The organism is Streptomyces subrutilus (genome assembly GCF_008704535.1).
GTDB lineage: Bacteria > Actinomycetota > Actinomycetes > Streptomycetales > Streptomycetaceae > Streptomyces > Streptomyces subrutilus.
Genome location: NZ_CP023701.1, coordinates 976,476 through 995,495 on the forward strand (window position 1 = coordinate 976,476; position 19,020 = coordinate 995,495).

At 77.1% G+C, this 19,020-nt stretch carries 3 protein-coding genes; all 3 read left to right on the forward strand.

The genetic code is table 11. The features are described from left to right. Positions 1–265 precede the first annotated feature (265 nt). Complete coding sequence (locus CP968_RS04310) at positions 266–8,251, forward strand: non-ribosomal peptide synthetase (protein ID WP_150516713.1); 7,986 nt, start codon at positions 266–268, stop codon at positions 8,249–8,251. Further along, positions 8,248–18,714 (forward strand): amino acid adenylation domain-containing protein, encoded by a 10,467-nt coding sequence (locus CP968_RS04315; protein ID WP_150516714.1) that lies wholly within the window; start codon positions 8,248–8,250, stop codon positions 18,712–18,714. The genes CP968_RS04310 and CP968_RS04315 overlap by 4 nt, the downstream gene beginning before the upstream one ends. An 80-nt stretch (positions 18,715–18,794) precedes the next feature. Further along, the gene (locus CP968_RS04320) at positions 18,795–18,995 is read left to right on the forward strand and encodes an MbtH family protein (RefSeq protein ID WP_150516715.1); all 201 of its coding nucleotides are present in this window, start codon (positions 18,795–18,797) and stop codon (positions 18,993–18,995) included. Positions 18,996–19,020: the final 25 nt, after the last annotated feature.

Below are 19,020 nucleotides of genomic sequence, written 5' to 3' on the forward strand. Positions count from 1 at the left end.
GTGTCAGTAGATGATCCACCGCGCGGTGCGGCGGCACCGTCGGCCACCCCCCTCGCCGGAGGACCCCCGACCGCACGGCCGGCCCGACCGTGCCGGCCGCGTCCGCGCGCCGTGTCACGGGATCGCGGTACCGGGGTTTTCCGGCGTCGGCGGGGGCGGCGTCAAGAGGCGTATTCGTGGGACTTTCGGGTGCTCAGGGCGGTCGCGGACAGTGGCGTGACGTCGTCGTCGATCGACGGATCCGACTGAGGAGACTGACCACCGCATGGCCATTCACGACCGCGGGCCGCTGCCCCTGACCCCGCCGCAGAACGGCGTCTGGTTCGCGCAGCAGCTCGACCCCACGCGCCTCGACTACACCATCGGCGAGTACCTGGAGATCCGCGGGACGGTGGAGCCCGGCCTCCTCGCGGAGGCGGTCCGCCGGACGGTCGCGGAGACCGGGTCGCTCTGCGTGCGCTTCGCCGAGGAGGACGGCGTGGTGCGCCAGGTGCCCGCCGGCCCGCCGCCGTCGCGGATGGACACGGTCGACGTCACCGGCTGCCCCGACCCGGACGGCGAGTCCGAGCGGCTGATGCGCGCCGAGCTCGCCCGGCCGATGGACCTGGCGACGGGCGACATCGCCCGGCACCTGCTGGTGCGGACCGGGCCGCGGACCTACCGGTGGATGCAGGCCTACCACCACGTGGTCGCCGACGGGGTCACCGGTTCGATGCTGGCGCGCCGGACGGCGGAGGTCTACTCCGCGCTGGCGGCCGGCGCCCCGGTCCCGACCGCGGACCTCGCGCCGTGGGAGCGGATCGTGGCCGAGGAGGAGGAGTACGCGCGCTCCGGACGGCTCGCGGAGGACCGGGAGTTCTGGCGGGCGAAGCTGGCCGGCGCCCCCGGGCCGGCCTCCTTCACCGGCAGCGAGCCGGCCAGGCCCTCGGGCACGGCGGTGCGGGTGAGCGGGGAGCTGGACCCCGCCGACGCCCGCACCCTGCGCGAGGCCGCCCGCCGGTACGGGACCCGCTGGTCGGCGCTGGTGATGGCCGCGGCCGCGGCCCACCTGCACCGGGCCGGCGGCGGCGACGACGTCGTCCTCGGGCTGCCCGTCACCGGCCGCACCACGGCGGACGCCCGCCGGACGCGCGGCATGTTCTCCAAGGTCCTGCCGCTGCGCCTGACCGTGACCGACGGCATGCCGGTCGGCGAGCTGGTGCGGCGGACCTCGGCCGGCATCAAGGAGGCGCTGCGCCACCAGCGCTACCGGATCGAGGAGCTGCGGGGCGGTGCGGGCGCCGAGGGCGGCGCGTCCGGGGCCGCGGGTGCGGCTTCCGGTCCCGGACTGTGGGCGGCCTCCGTCAACCTCATGTCCTTCGACTACGAGCTGTCCTTCGCCGGCGCCCCCGCCTCCGCGCACAACCTCTCGGTGGGCCCGGTGGAGCACGTCTCGCTCAACGTCTACGACCGGGGCGGGGACAGCCCGCTGACCGTCCAGGCCGAGGGCGACGCGGCCGACACCGGCCGCGACGAACTCGACGCCCTGCGGGTGCGCTTCACCCGCTTCCTGGTCGCGCTCGCCGCCGCCGACGCCGACGCGACGGTCGGGTCGCTGCCCTTCCTGACCGACGGGGACCGGGCCCGCCTCGCCGTCTTCGGCGACGGCGGCGCCGCTCCCGTCCCGGCCTCCGACCGCCTCCCGCTGCACGCGCTCTTCGAGCGGGCCGCGGCCCGCACCCCCGACGCCGTCGCCGTGGTGTGCGCGGGCGAGGAGGTCTCCTACCGCCAACTGGACTCCTGGGCGCAGGACATCGCGGACCGGCTGGGACCGGACGTGCCGCCCGGCACCCCGGTCGGCGTCTGCGTGGAGCGCTCCCCCGCGATGGTCGCGGCGCTGCTCGGCGTCCTGAAGGCCGGCGGCTGCTACGTGCCGCTCGACCCCGCGCTGCCGCGGGAGCGGATCGCGTACGTCGTGGCCGACGCGGGCCTGCGCACGGTCGTCGCCCAGCCGGGCACCCGCGAGCGGCTCCCCGGGGAACTGCCGTCCGTGGTGCACGCGGGCGCCCGGTCCGCCGGCGGGCCGGGCGGACGGGGCGTGCGCGTGCCGGCGGACAGCGCCGCGTACCTGCTGTACACCTCGGGCAGCACGGGCGCCCCCAAGGGCGTGGCCGTGCCGCACGCCGCCGCCGCGGACTTCGTGCGCGGGCACCTCGCGCTGGCCGGCGTGGCGCCCGCGCCGGCGCCCGGTGCGGACGGCGACGCGGACCGCTCTCCCGAACGGTTCCTCGGCTTCGCCTCGCTCTCCTTCGACGTGTCCGTCCTGGACGTGTTCGGCGCGCTGCTGAGCGGGTCCGCCCTGGTGCTGGCCACGGACGCGGAGCGGGTCGACGTCGACCGGCTCCAGGCACTGCTGGCCGGGCACGCGGTGAGCGTCGCCGACCTGCCGCCCGCCCTCCTGCCGCTGCTCGACCCGGCCGCCCTGCCCGCCCTGCGCTTCCTCTCCACGGGCGGCGAGGCCCCCTCCGGCGACGCCGTGGACCGCTGGGCGGTGGACGGCCGCGAGGTCTGGAACGCGTACGGGCCGACCGAGGCCGCCGTCTCCGTCACGATGCACCGCGTCGCTCCGCCGTCGCACGGCCGGATCCCGCCGATCGGGCGGCCGATGGCCAACCACCGGGCCTACGTGGTGGACCGCGGGCTGCGGCTGCTGCCGCCCGGCGCCACCGGCGAACTGTGCGTGGCGGGCGAGGGGCTGGCCCACGGGTACGCGGGGCGGGCCGCCCTGACGGCGGACGCCTTCGTGCCCGACCCTTTCTCCGGTGTTCCGGGGGCGCGGATGTACCGGACGGGCGACCTCGTGCGCTGGTCACAGGGCGGGGAACTGGAGTTCCTGGGCCGCGTCGACCGGCAGGTGAAGATCAACGGGCATCGGATCGAGCTGGGCGAGATCGAGGCGGCCCTGGGCCGGCAGCCCTCGGTGGGCCAGGCCGCGGTCGTGGTCCACGAGGCCCCGGGCGGCACCCGGCGGCTGGTCGCCTTCGTCGCGCCCCCGTCCGGCGGCCCGGCGCCCGAAGGCGGGCCGCTGAAGGACGCGTTGGCGCTCACGCTGCCCCGCTACATGGTCCCGCACACCTTCGTCGCGCTGGACCGGCTGCCGCTCACCGCGAGCGGCAAGGTGGACCGGGCCCGGCTGGACGTGCCGGAGCCCGCGGTCCGCGCGGACCGTCCGCGGCGCGCGTACACGGCCGTGGAGACGGAACTCGCCGCACTGTTCTCCGAGGCGCTCGGACTCACCGCCGCCCCGGACGACAACTTCTTCGAGCTCGGCGGCGACAGCATCACCGCGCTCGGCCTGACCAGCCGGGCCCGCGCCCACGGCTTCTCCTTCACCCTGCGCGACGTGTTCGCGCACAAGACCGCGGCCGCCCTCGCCGCGGCCGTGGGCGGACCGCGCCGCGGGGCGGACGCCGCGGACACCGGTCCGGCCGTCGAGGACCACGGCACCTTCCCGGCCACGCCCGTCATGCGCTGGCTGCTGGACGGGCCGGGGCCCGTGGGCCGGTTCAGCCAGTCCATGGTGCTGACGCTGCCCGAGGGCGCGGACGACGGCGCCCTGGTACGGGTCCTGCGGAGCGTCGTCGACCGGCACGCCGCGCTGCGGCTCACCGTGGCCGCCGGGCCCGAGGGCCCGCTGTGCACGTTCGGCGCGCCCGGATCGGTGGACGTGTCGCGCCTGTACGGGACGGCCGTGGTGGCCGCCGCGGGCGACCCGGGCCACGCGGCCGACGTGGACCGCGCGGTGCGCCGGGCGGAGGCCGCGCTCGACCCTTCGGCCGGGGTGGTGCTGCGGGCGGTGCGCCTGCGGACCGGCGACGGCCCGGGCCTGCTGCTGCTCTGCGTGCACCACCTGGCGGTCGACGGGGTGTCCTGGCGCGTCCTCACCGCCGACCTCGCCGCCGCGTGGGACGCCCTCGCGGCGGGCCGCCCGGCCCCGGCGGCCGGTGTGCCGGTCCCGTTCCGTGCCTGGGCGCAGCACCTGGAGGTCCAGGCCCGATCCCCCGAGGTGCTCGCCGAACTCCCCTTCTGGCAGGCGGTGCTGGACCCCGGCTCCGACTCCGACGACACGGGCGGCCCCGACGGCGCCGGGCGTCGCGGTCCTGCCCCGGCCGCCCCGGCCCCCGCCGCGTCCTGGGACCGGGTGCCCGATCCCGTCCGGGACACCGCGGGCACCACCCGCACCCTGACGCTCGATCTCCCGGCCGAGGTCGCGGGACCGCTGCTGGCCCGGGTGCCCGCCGCCCTGCGCACCGGGCCGACCGAGGTGCTCCTCGCCGGCCTGGCCCTGGCCGCGCACCGGGTGGGCGCGAGCGGCCCCGGCGCCGCGCCCGGGTCGCTGCTGGTCGACCTGGAGGGCCACGGCCGCGCCGACCGCACCGGCCGGTACGACCTCGCGGGCACCGTCGGCTGGTTCACGACCCAGTACCCGGTCCGCTTCGACCTGCGCGGGCTCGACCTCGCGGCGGCGGACGGCGGCGGTGACGCGCTGGCCGGGCTGGTCGGCCGGGTCCACGACGCGCTGGCCGCCGTGCCCGACCACGGCACCGGCTTCGGCCTGCTGAGCCGGCTCAACCCCGGGACCGCCGCCGTCCTGGCCACGCTGCCGCGGCCCCGTATCCTGTTCAACTACCTCGGCCGCTTCGCCGGGGCCGACGGATCGCCGTGGAGCCCGGCCCCCACAACGGGCGGGCTGCGCGCCGGCGCCGACCCTGCGATGCCCGTGGAGCACTGCCTCCAGATCGACGCGATGGCCGTGGACGGCTCCGACGGCCCCTCCCTCACCGCCGTCGTGGCCTGGCCGCAGGCGCTGCTGGACGACGCGGAGGCGGCCGCCCTGGTCGAGGCGTGGGGCGCGGCGCTGCGGCTGCTGGCCGGATGGACGGGGCCCGCGCGGGCGCTCCGGCTCACCCCCCGCGACCTGCCGCTGGTCCGGCTCGCGCAGCCGGACGTGGACGCCCTGGCGGTCCGCTACCCCGGTCTCGCCGACGTCCTGCCGCTCTCCCCGCTCCAGGAGGGGCTGTTCTTCCACGCCGCCTTCGACACCGGCGCGATGGACGCCTACACCGGCCAGATCGTGCTGACCCTGGACGGCGCCGTGGACGCCGACCGGATGCGCGCCGCGTGCGCCCTGCTGCTGCGGCGCCACACCGCCCTGCGCTCCGCCTTCACCGACCGCGGCCTCGACCGGCCGGTGCAGGTGGTCGTCGCGGACGCCGCCGCGCCGTGGGAGGCCGTGGACCTGGGCGGGCTGCGGACCGGGGAGCGGGAGGCCGCGTGGCGGCGGCTCCTCGCGGCCGACCGCGAGCGCCGCTTCGACCTGGAGCGGCCGCCGCTGGTCCGCTTCACCCTGGTCGGTCTCGGCGCCGGCCGGCACCGGCTGGTGATGACCAACCACCACATCCTGTGGGACGGCTGGTCCTCGGCCGTCCTGCTGCGGGAGCTGCTCACCGGCTACGCCGGCCTCGCCGGCCCCGAGCCCGCGGCTCCGGTCGCGGAAGGGGTCCCGTACCGCTCCCACCTGGACTGGCTGGCCCGCCGGGACCACGCCGCCGCCGAAGCGGCGTGGAGCGGCGCGCTCGCCGGGCTGGCGGAGCCGACCCTGTTGGGCGCGGCCGACCCGAACCGGATCGACGCGCTGCCCGAACGGCTCTCCGTGGAGCTGTCGGCGGAGCTGACCGCCCGGCTCGCGACCCGGGCCCGTACGGCCGGCATCACCCTCAACAGCGTGGTCCAGGGCGTCTGGGCGGTGCTGCTCGGCCGGGTGACCGGGCGCGCGGACGTGGTGTTCGGCGGGACCGTCTCCGGGCGGACCGCCGACGTCGCCGGCATCGAGGAGATGGTGGGGCTGCTCATCAACACGCTTCCGGTGCGCTTCCGCGTCCGCGAGGACGAAGCGCTGCTGGCCGCGCTCGCCCGCTTCCAGGACGAGCAGGCCGACCTGATGGACCACCAGCACACCGGGCTGGCCGCGATCCAGCGGGCGGCCGGTCTGGGCACGCTCTTCGACACCACGGTCGTCGTCGAGAACTATCCGCTGGACCTGGAGTCCATGCGGGAGCTGGCCGGCGGTCCGCGGCTGACCGGCGTGGAGGGCTCGGACGCCACCCACTACACCGCCAACCTCGTCGTGCTGCCCGGGGAGCGGCTGCGGCTCCACCTGGACCACCGCACCGATGCCCTCGACGCGCGGACGGCGCGCAGCCTCGGCGACGCGCTGGAGCGGCTGCTGACGGCCGTGGCCGACGCCCCGGACACGGCCGTCGGCGAGCTGGACCTGCTCTCCGCCGACCAGCACCGGCTGCTCGGCGCGTGGAACGACACGGCCGCGGCGGTGCCCGACACCACGCTGGTGGAGCTTTTCGAGCAGCAGGTCGCGCGGACGCCGGGCGCGCCCGCCACGGTCTTCCGCGGCGAGCGGCTCTCGTACGCCGAACTCGACGCCCGCGCCGAGCGGCTGGCCCGGGCGCTGCGGGTGCGCGGCGCCGGTCCGGAGCGGATCGTGGCGGTCGCACTGCACCGGTCTACCGAGATGGTGGTGGCGCTGCTGGCCGTGCTGAAGTCGGGCGCCGCCTACCTGCCGGTGGACCCCTCGCTGCCGGCGGAGCGGATCGCGTACCTGCTGTCCGACGCGGAGCCCGTGCTGCTGCTCGCCACCGGCGACGTCGCGGACGCGCTGCCGGCCGCGGCGGGGCTGCCCCGCCTCGACCCGGGCGCGCTCCACGAGGCGGACGGGGTGGACGACGGGCCCGTCCCCGCTCCGCGGCCGCTGCCCTCGCACCCCGCGTACGTGATCTACACCTCGGGGTCCACGGGGCGGCCCAAGGCCGTCGTGGTGGAGCACGCGGCCATCGTCAACCGGCTGCTGTGGATGCAGGACCGCTACCGGCTGGGCGCCGACGACCGGGTGCTGCAGAAGACGCCGTTCGGCTTCGACGTGTCGGTGTGGGAGTTCTTCTGGCCGCTGCTGGCCGGTGCGGTGCTGGTGGTCGCCGAGCCCGGCGGCCACAAGGACCCCGCCTACCTCACCCGGGTGATCCGGGAGGAGGAGGTGACCACCGTGCACTTCGTGCCGTCGATGCTCGCGGCGTTCGCGGAGGACCCGGACGCGGGCCGCTGCCGGTCGCTGCGCCGGGTCGTGTGCAGCGGCGAGGCGCTGCCGGAGGAGCTGAAGAACCGGTTCCTCGACGTGCTCGACGTCCCGCTGCACAACCTGTACGGGCCCACGGAGGCGGCCGTCGACGTCACCCACTGGGACTGCCGCCGCGAGGACGCCGGCCCGGTGCCGATCGGCCGTCCGATCTGGAACACCTCGCTGTACGTGCTCGACCCCCGGGGGCGCCGCGTCCCCGTGGGCGTGGCGGGCGAGCTGTTCCTGGCGGGCGCCGGCCTGGCCCGCGGCTACCTGCGCCGCCCCGCGCTGACCGCGGAGCGGTTCCCGCTGGACCCGTTCGGGCCGCCGGGCTCGCGCATGTACCGCACGGGCGACCTGGCCCGGTTCCGGGCCGACGGCTCGGTGGAGTACCTGGGCCGCACCGACGACCAGGTCAAGATCCACGGCTTCCGCATCGAGCTCGGCGAGATCGAGACGGCGCTCGGCCGGCTGCCGGGCGCCGGACGGGCCGCGGTCGTCGTCCGCGAGGACGTGCCGGGCGAGCGCAGGCTCGTCGGGTACGTCGTCCCGGAGCCCGGCGCCGTGCCGGACCCGGAGGCGATGCGGGCCGAACTGGCCCGCTCGCTCCCGGAGTACATGGTGCCGGTGCTCGTGGTCGTGGACGGGCTGCCCGTGACGGCCAACGGCAAGCTCGACCGCAGGGCCCTGCCGGCTCCCGCGGCGGCCCCCGGTGGCGCGAGCGGGTACGAACCGCCCGCCGGGGAGACCGAGGAGCTGGTGGCCATGGTCTGGGCGGCCGTCCTGGACGCGCCGCGGATCGGCCGGCACGACGACTTCTTCGCCCTGGGCGGCCACTCGCTGAGCGCCACCCGGGTCGCGGCCCGGCTCCGGCAGTCCCTCGGCCTGGACCTGCCCCTGCACACCCTCTTCGAACAGCGCACCGTCGCCGCGCTCGCGGCGGCCGTCGAGACGGCGCTCCTGGCCGAACTCGACGCGGTGTCGCAGGAGTTCGTCGAACTCCCCGAGCCCGCCGCACCCCCCTCGTCCTGCGCGTCCGCCGACGCCGTTCCTTCACTCGTACTTCAGGGAGAGACCTCGTGACCACCCAGGAGAGCCTGCCGGCCGGCGTCGACAGCCGGCTGGCCGCCGCCCGCGAGCTGCTGCGCCGCAAGGTGCGCGCCGCGCTCGACGCCTCGCCGGCCACCGGCCCCGAGGCCGGTCCCGACGCCGTTCCGGGCGCCCCCGGCCACGCCCCCGACGCCGCCCCCGTCGCCTCGTTCGCCCAGGAGCGGATGTGGCTGGTCGACCGGATGGCGGACGGCACCCCCGGCTACGCCATCCCCGAGCTCGTCCGCCTGCGCGGCCCCGTCCGGCCGGAGCCGCTGCGCCGGAGCCTGACCGCCGTCGTGGCGCGCCACGCGCCGCTGCGCACCGTCTTCGAGGAGCGGGACGGCGTCCCGCACCCGGTGGTGCTGCCCGCGCCGCAGGCCGTACCGCTGCCGCTGCTCGACCTGGGCGCCGGACCGCTGGCCGATCTGGAGGAGCGGGCCCTCGGGCTGGCCCGCGAGGAGGTCCGCCGGCCCTTCGACCTGTCGACCGGGCCGCTGCTGCGCGCCCTGCTGATCCGGCTCGGCGCCGAGGACCACCTGCTGGTGCTGGTCGTCCACCACATCGCCACCGACGGCTGGTCGATGGGCCTGCTGTGGCAGGAGCTGTCCGAGGGCTACGCGGCCCTGTCGCAGGGCCGCGCCCCGCTGTCCGTACCGCTGCCCGTCGACTACCAGACGTACGCCCGCACCCAGCGCGAGCGCTTCGACAGCGGTGCCATGGACGGGCAGCTGCGCTGGTGGGAGCAGCGCCTGAGCGGCCTGGAGCCGCTGGAGCTGCCCGCGGACCGGCCCCGGCCCACCCGCCGCAGCGGCGACGGCGCGAGCCTGGAGTTCACCCTCGACGCGCCGCTCACCGCCCGCCTGCGCGCCGTCGCCGAGCGGAGCGGCGCCACCCTCTTCATGACGCTCCTCGCCGGATTCCAGGCCACCCTGGCCCGCTACAGCGGCCGGACGGACATCGCGGTCGGCACACCGGTGGCCGGCCGTGACCGGGTGGAGCTGGAGTCCCTGGTCGGCTTCTTCGTCAACACGGTGGTGCTGCGCGCCGACCTGTCCGGCGACATCGGCTTCGAGGAACTGCTCGGCCGGGTCCGCCGCGGGGCCGTGGACGCGTACGACCACCAGGAGGTGCCCTTCGACCGGCTGGTCGAGCACCTGCGCCCGGAGCGGGTCGGCGACCGCAACCCGCTCGTGCAGGTGACGTTCGCGTCGGCGCAGGACGAGACGGCCGGACTGCGGCTGCCGGGGCTGAGCGCGCAGAGCGTCCGCACCGACTTCGGAGGCTCCCTCTTCGAGCTGAGCGTCTTCGTCGCCGAGGGCGCCGAGACCTGCTCCGGTTCCCTGGTCTTCGACACCGACCTCTTCGACCGCGCCACGGCCGAACTGCTCCTCGCCCACTACCTGGAGCTGCTGGCGTCCGCCGCCCGGGAGCCCGCCCGCCCGCTGGCCGAGCTGCTGCCCTCGGCCGCGACGGCCGCCCGGCTGGCCGGCGAGGGGCACGGGGCCGAGCGCCCCGACCTCGCCCCGGCCACCCTGGTGGAGCTGTTCGCCGAACAGGTCCGCCGCACGCCCGGCGCCGACGCCGTGGTGTGCGGTGCGCAGCGCCTCACCTTCGCCGAACTCGACGCCCGCTCGGGCCTGCTGGCGGCGCGGCTGACGGCCGCCGACGTGGGACCCGAGTCCGCGGTCGCCCTGCTGATGGAGCGCTCCGTCCACCTGCCGGTCGCGATCCTGGCCGTGCTGAAGGCCGGCGGCCTCTACGTGCCGCTCGGCGAGGGCTTCCCCGTCGCCCGCCTGCACTGGATGCTGGAGCACACCGGCGCGCGGCTGCTGCTCACCGATCCGGCGACGGCCGGCCACCCGGCGGTCACCGGCTCTCCGGTCGCGGTGCTCGACGCGACGGCCCCGCTGGCCGGGGTGCCCGCCGAGGCGGCGCCCTGCGACCCGGACCAGCTGGCGTACGTGATGTACACCTCCGGCTCGACCGGCGAGCCCAAGGGCATCGGCGTCACCCACGCCAACGTCGCCGCGCTCGCCCGGGACTCCTCCTTCGACGCGCACCGCCGGGTGCTGGCGCACTCGCCGCTGTCCTTCGACGCCTCGACGTACGAGCTGTGGGCGCCGCTGCTGTCCGGCGGCCTGGTGGTCATGGCGCCGCCCGGCCGGGTGGACACCGCGGCCCTCGGCCGGCTGGTGGAGGAGCACGGGGTGACCTCGCTGTTCCTCACCGCCGCCCTGTTCAACCTGGTGGTCGAGGAGAGCCCCGGGCTCCTGGCCCGGCTGCGGGAGGTGTGGACGGGCGGCGAGGCCGCCTCCCCGCACGCCTTCGGACGCGCGCTGGCGCAGGCCCCCGACACCGTCCTGGTCAACGCGTACGGTCCGACCGAGACCACCACCTTCGCCGTGCGGCACCGGCTGGACGCGCGGGCGGGCGCCGCCGTGGACGGCCGGGTGCCGATCGGGACCGGCCTGGACGACACCCGCCTGTACGTGCTGGACGAGCGCGGGCGCCCGGTGCCGGAAGGCGCCGTCGGAGAGCTGTGCATCGGCGGCACCGGCGTGGCCCGGGGCTACCTCGGCCGCCCCGGACTGACGGCGCGGCAGTTCACCGCGGACCCGTACGGCGCGCCGGGCGCGCGCATGTACCGGACCGGCGACCTGGCCCGCCGGCGGCCCGACGGCACCGTCGACTACCTCGGCCGCGCCGACCAGCAGGTCAAGATCCGCGGCCACCGGATCGAGCCGGGCGAGATCGAGGCGGAGCTGGCCCGCTGCCCGCAGGTGGGGCAGGCCGCCGTACTGGTCCGCGAGGACACCCCGGGCGAGCAGCGCCTGGTCGCCTACGTGGTCCCGGTGGCGGGCACCGCCGTCGAGGCCGGAGAGCTGCACCGCGCGCTCGCGGCCCGGCTCCCGGCGTACATGCTGCCCTCGGCGTTCGTGCCGCTGGCCGCGCTGCCGGTGACCCCGAACGGCAAGCTGGACCGGCGGGCCCTGCCCGCCCCGCCCGAGGAGGGCGTGGTCCGGGCCGAGTTCGCGGCCCCGGCGACCGCGACGGAGGAGCTGGCGGCGGCCGTCTGGGCCGAGGTGCTGGGCACCGGGCGGATCGGCCGCCACGACGACTTCTTCGCGCTGGGCGGGCACTCGCTGCGCGCCACCCGCGCCGTGTCGCGGCTCGGCGCCCGCCTGGGGACGGGGGTGCCGCTGCGGCTGCTGTTCGAACACCCGACGCTGGACGGGTTCGCGGCGGCGCTGGACGCGCTGGGCGGGGACGGCCCGGCCGCGACCGGTCCGGCCGCGGACGCGATCGGCGCCCGGCCGGCCGGGGAGCCGGCGCCGCTGTCCTTCGCGCAGCAGCGGCTGTGGTTCCTGGACCAGCTCCAGCCGGGCAGGCCCGACTACAACATCCCGGTGGCCGCCCGGATCCGGGGCCCGCTCGACGCCGACGCGCTGGCGGCGGCGCTGTCCGAGGTCGTGGCCCGGCACGAGGTGCTGCGCTCGCGGATCACGGAGGGCCCGCTCGGGCCCGTACAGACGGTGGAGCCGCCGGAGGTCTTCGCCGCGCTCCGCACCGACCTGGGCGACCTGCCCCGCGAGGAGGCCCGGTCGCGGGCGCTGGGCCTGGCCCACGCGGACGCCGCCGCCCCCTTCGACCTGGGCTCCGCGCCGCTGCTGCGGGCCCGGGTGGTGCGGGTCCGCGACGACGAGCACCTGCTCGTCCTGGTGCTGCACCACACGGTCGGCGACGGATGGTCGATGCCGGTGCTGTGGCGCGAGCTGTCCGGGGCCTACCGGGCGCTGCGCCGCGGTGAGCGCCCGGTGCTGCCCGCCCTGCCGGTGCAGTACGGCGACTTCGCGCACTGGCAGCAGAAGCGGCTGGCGGACGGCGGGGCCGACGCGGGCATCGCGCACTGGCGTCGGGCGCTGGCCGGGCTGCCCGCGCTGGAACTGCCCACCGACCGGCCCCGGCCGCAGGTGCGCGGCGGCGCCGGCGACGCGTTCGTCTTCGAGGTCCCGGGCGAGCTCGCGCAGAAGCTCGGCGGGCTGGCCCGTGAGCGCGGCGCGACGCTGTTCATGGTCCTGCTGGCCGGTTTCCAGGCCCTGCTGGCCCGCTACACGGGGCAGCACGACATCGCGGTCGGCTCGCCCATCGCGGGCCGCGACCGCACCGAACTGGAGCCGCTCGTCGGCTTCTTCGTCAACACCCTGGTGCTGCGCACGGACCTGTCCGGCGATCCCGCCTTCGAGGAGCTGCTGGGCCGGGTGCGCCGGACGGCGCTCGCCGCGTACGAGCACCAGGACGTGCCCTTCGACCGGCTGGTGGAGGAGCTGCGGCCGGAGCGCGACCTCGGCCGCAACCCGCTCTTCGACGTGCTCTTCCAGCTCCACCCCGAGCAGCTCGGGTCGCTGCCGCTGGAGGGCGTGGAGGTCGAGAGCCTCGACACCTCGAACGGCACGGCCAAGTTCGACCTCAGCCTGGCGATGACGGAGCACCCGGGCGGTCTGACGGGTACGGTGCAGTACGCCACCGACCTGTTCGACCGGGCCACGGTCGAACGGTTCGGCGCCCACTACCTGCGGCTGCTGGCCGGGGCCGCCGAGACCCCGGACGCGCCGCTGTCGCGGCTGGACGTGCTCTCCCCGCGGGAGCACGCCGCGCTGCTCGGCGAGGACACCGCGGCGCCGGCTCCGCCGCGCCCGGCCCGCACCCTGCACGCGCTGGTGGAGGAGCAGGCCCGGCTGCGGCCCGACGCCCCCGCGGTGACCTGCGGGGGCCGCACCACCAGCTACGCGGAGCTCGACGCGGCCGCGAACCGGCTGGCCCACCGGCTGCGGCAGCTGGGGACCGGCCCGGAGACGGCCGTGGCCGTACTGGCCGGGCGCGATCTGCGGATGGTCGTCTGCGTGCTGGCCGTGCTCAAGGCCGGGGGCGCGTACGTGCCCGTCGACCCCGGGCACCCGGCCGAGCGGGTCCGCACCCTCCTCGCGGACAGCGGCGCCCGGCTGGCGCTGACGGCGGGGCTGCCCGGCGGTCTGCCGGTCGGGCTGACGGGCTCCGTACCGGTCCTGGACCTGGACGCCGAGCGGGAGGCGGTCGCGGCCCTGCCCGCGACGGCCCCGCCCGCGCTCGCCGGACCGGCGCACCTCGCCTACCTGCTGTACACCTCCGGCTCCACCGGCCGGCCCAAGGGCGTGGCGGTCTCGCACGCGGCGGTCACCGGCTACCTGGCGGCGCTGGCCTCGTCCTTCGGACTGGGCCCGCAGGACGCCGTGCTCGCCCGCACCGCGCTGACCTTCGACCCGTCGGTGCGCGACCTGTTCGCCCCGCTGACCACGGGCGGCCGGATCGTGCTGGCCACGCAGGACGAGGCCGGGGACCCGGACGCGCTGGCCCGGCTGCTGCACGACGAGGGCGTGACGGCGCTGCTGTCGATCGTCCCGTCGATGCTGGAGCCGCTGGTCGCCGCGGCCGCCGAACCGGCACCGGCGCTGCGGCTGGTGATGACGACCGGCGAGGCGCTGACCGCCGGCCTCGCCCGCGACGCGCACGGCCTGGGCCTGCCCGGGCGGCTGCGGCTGGTCAACCAGTACGGTCCGACCGAGTGCACCAACACCACCACCTTCCACGTGGTGACCGGCGCCGACATCGAGGCGGGCCGCATCCCGATCGGACGGCCGCTGCCCGGCGCCCGGGTCCTGGTGCTCGGCGAGCACCTCGAACCCCTGCCCCGGGGCGCCGTCGGCGAACTGTTCATCGCCGGACGCGGCGTCGCCCGCGGCTACCTCGGCGATCCCGCGCGCACCGCCGAGGCCTACCCGCCGGACCCGTACGGGCCGCCCGGCGCCCGCATGTACCGCACGGGCGACCTGGCGCGGCTGCGCGCGGACGGGGTGCTGGAGTTCCACGGCCGCCGCGACAACCAGGTCAAGGTCCGGGGCCACCGGATCGAGCTGGGCGAGGTCGAGGCCGCCCTGCTGCGCCACCCCGACGTCGGCCGGGCCGTCGCGGCCGCGCACGGGGAGGGCGCCGACCGGGCGCTCGCCGCGTACGTGGTGTGGCGGGAGGGGGCCGGGGACGCGGCCGCCGTACTGGACTCCGTACGGGCCTGCCTCCCGGCCGCGATGGTGCCCTCGGCACTCGTGGTGCTGGACGCGCTGCCGCTGACCCCGAACGGGAAGACCGACCGCAGGGCGCTGCCCGCATCGGGCCCCGGCGCGACGGGCGGGCACCGTCCGCACGTCGCCCCGCGCACCGCCCTGGAGCGCACGGTAGCCGAGGTCTGGGAGGAGGTGCTCGGCGAGGGCCCGATCGGGAGCGGCGACCACTTCTTCGAACGCGGCGGGCACTCGCTGCGCGCCACCCGGGTGATCTCCCGGCTGCGCGCCCTGCTGGGCCTGGACATCCCGATGCAGCTGCTGTTCCGCCACCCGGTGGCGGGCGACCTGGCCCGGGCGCTGGCCTCGCTGGGAGCGGCGACGGGCTCGGACATCCCGGCGCTGCCCGCGGGCCCCGGCCCGCTGTCCTTCGGGCAGCAGCGGCTGTGGCTGCTGGACCGGCTCCAGCCGGGGCGGCCCGACTACAACATGCCCGGCGCCGTCCGGCTGAGCGGCGCGCTCGACACCGCGGCCGCGCTCGGGGCGCTGGAGGACGTCGTCGCCCGGCACGAGGTGCTGCGTTCGCGGATCGAGGAGGGCGCGGACGGGTCGCAGGCGGCGCGCGTGGTTCCGCTGCCGGCCGGCTCGTTCGCCCCCGTCTTCACCGATCTGTCGGAGCTGGGCGCGGCGGCCGGGGACCGGGCGCTGGAGCTGGCGGCGCGGGACGCCGCCCTGCCCTTCGACCTGGCCGCGGCGGGGCCGCTGCGGGCCCGCCTGGTGCGGGTCGCGGCGCGGGAGCACCTGCTCGTGATCGTCGCCCACCACATCGCCTTCGACGGCTGGTCGGTGGGCGTGTTCTGGCGGGAGTTCTTCGCGGCCTACCGCGCCCGTACCCTCGCCGATGCCCGACCCCTGCCCGAACCGACCGTCTCCTACCGGGAGTTCGCCGCCTGGCAGCGCGAACGGCTCGACGGGGACGCGCTGGCCGGCACGCTCGGCTACTGGCGCGAGCGGCTCGGCGGGCTCACCCCGCTGGACCTGCCCACCGACCGGCCGCGGCCTCCCGTGCCCTCCGGGCGCGGCGAGCAGCTGCCGTTCGTCCTGCCCGCCGAGCTGCTGACCGGGCTGCGCGAGCTGGGCCGGCGGCACGACGCGACGCTGTTCATGGTGCTGCTGGCGGGATTCCAGGCGCTGCTGGCCCGCTGGTCGGGCAGCGACGACGTGGCGGTGGGCTCGCCCATCGCGGGCCGCGACCGCGCCGAACTGGAGCCGCTCATCGGCTTCTTCGTCAACAGCCTGGTGCTGCGCACCGACCTGTCCGGGAACCCGGGCTTCGGCGAGCTGCTGGGCCGGGCCCGCGAGACGGCCCTGGGGGCGTACGCCCACCAGGAGGTGCCCTTCGAGCGGCTGGTGGAGGAGGTGCAGCCGGACCGCGACCTGAGCCGCAACCCGCTGTTCCAGGTGATGCTGGTCCTCGACGAGGAGGCCGCGCCGCCGCCCGCGCTGCCCGGACTGGACGCCGCACCGCTCTCACTGGCCAGCGGCGCCTCGAAGTTCGACCTCTCGCTGTACTTCGTCGAGGAGGACGGGGGCCTGCACGGCGAGGCCGTGTTCGCCACCGATCTGTTCGACCGGGAGACCGTCGGGAGGATGACCTCGGCGCTGGTGGAGCTGCTCGCGGCGGCGGTGGCCGACCCCTCGCTGCCCCTCGGCTCGCTGCCGCTGATGGACGCGGCCGAGGAGCGCCGGGTGCTGGGCGCGGGGACCGGGGTGGCCGAACCGGCCGCGGACCGGCCGCTGCACGAGCTCGTCGGCGAGCGGGCCGCCCGTGCGCCGCTGGCCGTCGCGGTCGACGACGGGGCGCGCGGCCTGACGTACGCGGGGCTGTGGGACGTCTCGGGCCGGCTGGCCCGCGAACTGGCGGCCCTGGGGGTCGGCTCGGACACGGCGGTGGCGGTCTGCGCGGAGCGCTCGGTGCTGCTGCCGGCGGCGCTGCTGGGCGTGCTGCGCTCGGGCGGCCTGTACGTGCCCGTCGACCCCGGCTACCCGGCCGACCGGATCGCGTACATGCTCGCGGACAGCGGGGCCCGGGTCCTGGTCGTGTCGGGCGGGGCCGCTGTACCGCGGGCGCCGGAGGGCGTCGCGGTGGTGGACCTCGACGCGCTGGAGCGGGACGGCGGTCCGGCCGGGACCGGGACCGGTGCCGGTTTCGGGGCGGTGCGGCCGGATCCGGAGCACCTGGCGTACGCGCTGTACACCTCGGGCTCGACGGGCCGCCCCAAGGGGGTCACCGTGCCGCACCGGGCCCTGGCCAACTTCACCCGGGACATGGTGCGCCGGCTGGAGCTGACGGCCGGCGACACCGTCGCGGCCGTCACCACGGCCTCGTTCGACATCGCCGTACTGGAGTTGCTGGTCCCGCTCACCTGCGGGTCGACGGTACGGGTCGTCGACCGGGACACCGCCCGGGACGGCACCCTGCTCGCGAAGGAGCTGGACGCGGCGGCCGTGACGGTCGTCCAGGCCACCCCGGCCACCTGGCACCAGCTGATGGAGAGTGGCTGGCAGGCCCCGCACGTGCGCGCCCTGTGCGGCGGCGAGGCGCTGCCGTCCGCCCTGGCGGAGCGGCTGCGGACGGCGCTGGGCACGGTCTGGAACGTGTACGGGCCGACCGAGACCACCGTGTGGTCGACCGCGCACCGGCTGTCCGGACCGGCCGGGGAGCGGCCGGTGCCCATCGGCTCGGCGCTCGCCAACACCCGGCTGCACGTCCTGGACCCGGCCCTGCGGCCGGTGCCGGTCGGCGTGTTCGGCGAGCTGTTCATCGGCGGGGACGGGGTGGCCCGCGGCTACCACGGCCGGCCGGGGCTGACCGCCGACCGGTTCGTGCCCGACCCGTACGCGGTCGGCGGGCGGCTGTACCGCACCGGCGACCTGGTGCGGCGGCTCGCGGACGGCACCCTGGAGTACCGGGGCCGCGCCGACGGCCAGGTGAAGGTGCGCGGCCACCGCATGGAGCTCGGTGAGATCGAGGCCGCGCTGGCCCGCCACCCGCGGGTGCGGGAGGCGGCGGTCACCGTGCACGGCGCGGGCGTCGACGCCGTCCTGGCCGGCTACGTGACCTGGCGCGACGAGGAGGGCGACCTGCGGGCGCTCGGCGACCACCTGCGCCAGGACCTGCCGGAGCACATGGTCCCGGCGGTGCTCACCGCGCTGGAGCGGCTGCCGCTCACCCCCAACGGCAAGCTGGACCGCAAGGCGCTGCCCGCCCCCTCGGCGGACGCGGCGCGCGGCGACGGCTCGGCCCGGGTGGCGCCGCGCGACACGACCGAGCTGCGGATGGCCCGGCTGTGGGAGCGGACGCTCGGGACGGCCCCGATCGGGGTGCGCGACGACTTCTTCGCGCTCGGCGGGCATTCGCTCAAGGCCTTCGCGCTGATGGCGGCCGTGCGGCGGGAGTTCGGGGTGGAGCTGCCGCTGAACATGGTGTTCCGCCGGCGCACCGTGGAGCTGCTGTGCGAGGCGCTGCCGGAGGCCGGGGCGGCGGCCGCCAGGCTGCTGGTCCCGCTCGCGGACGGCGACCCGCACCGGGCCCCGCTGGTCCTGGTGCACCCGCGCGGCGGCGACGTCGTCTGCTACCGGGACCTGGTGCGCGAGCTCGGCGCGGCGCCCGGCGGCGACCGGCCGGTCCTCGGTCTGGAATCCGTCGGCTACAACACCTCCGACACCCCTCTGGAAGAGGTGCCGGCGATGGCCGAGCGCTACCTGGCCGCCCTGCGCGAGGAGCAGCCGCACGGCCCCTACCTGCTGGCGGGCTGGTCGTTCGGCGGGACGGTCGCCTACGAGATGGCCGCCCGGCTGGAGGCCGCCGGCGAGGAGGTCGCGTTCCTCGGGCTGATCGACGCGGCGGCGCCGGGAGCGGCACCCCGCGCGGCGGCCGGGCCCGGCGATCCGGACCTGCTGCGGTACGGCATCGCCGCCGGGCTCGACGCGGACTCGGCGCGCGAACTCGACGAGGAGGAGCTGCTGGAGGTCCTGGTCCGGCGCGGCCGCGAGGACGGCACCCTCCCGCGCCGCTCCCCCACGGAGGCCCTGCGCCGGCTGCTGCGGGTCGCCGAGGCCAACGGCGCGGCGTCCGCCGCGTACCGGACCGACGCCGTGCTCGGCGTGGACCTGCACCTGTTCACGGTCGCCGAGCGGCACCCCGAACTCGCGACCCCGCTGGTGGACCCGGAGCCGTGGCGGCCGCGCACGACGGGCGCCGTCGTGCGGGCCGTGGTCCCGGGCAACCACCACGACCTGGTGGAACCGCCGCACTGCGGCGCCCTGGCGGCGCTGCTCGCGGCGGCCCTGCCCTCCTGAGGACCGGCCGCGGGGCCCTCCGCGGCCCTTCACCCCTTCCCTGCGCACCTTCCACCGTTCCACCCATCGAGGAGAAACCCGTGCACGAGACGTCCCCGCAGCAGTTCCTGGTCGTGGCCAACGAAGAGGAGCAGTACTCCCTCTGGGAGGCCGGCCGGCCGGTCCCGCTCGGCTGGCACGAGCAGGGCGTGCGCGGCACCAGGGAGGAGTGCCTGGAGCACATCGAGCGGGTGTGGACCGACATGCGCCCGCGCAGCCTGCGCGTGAGCACGGCCGGCTGACCCGACGATCCGCGCGCACCGCCGC

Coding starts and splice junctions, on each gene's coding strand:
- CP968_RS04310 (WP_150516713.1), top strand. CDS start 266: ATGGCCATTCACGACCGCGGGCCGCTGCCCCTGACCCCGCCGCAGAAC.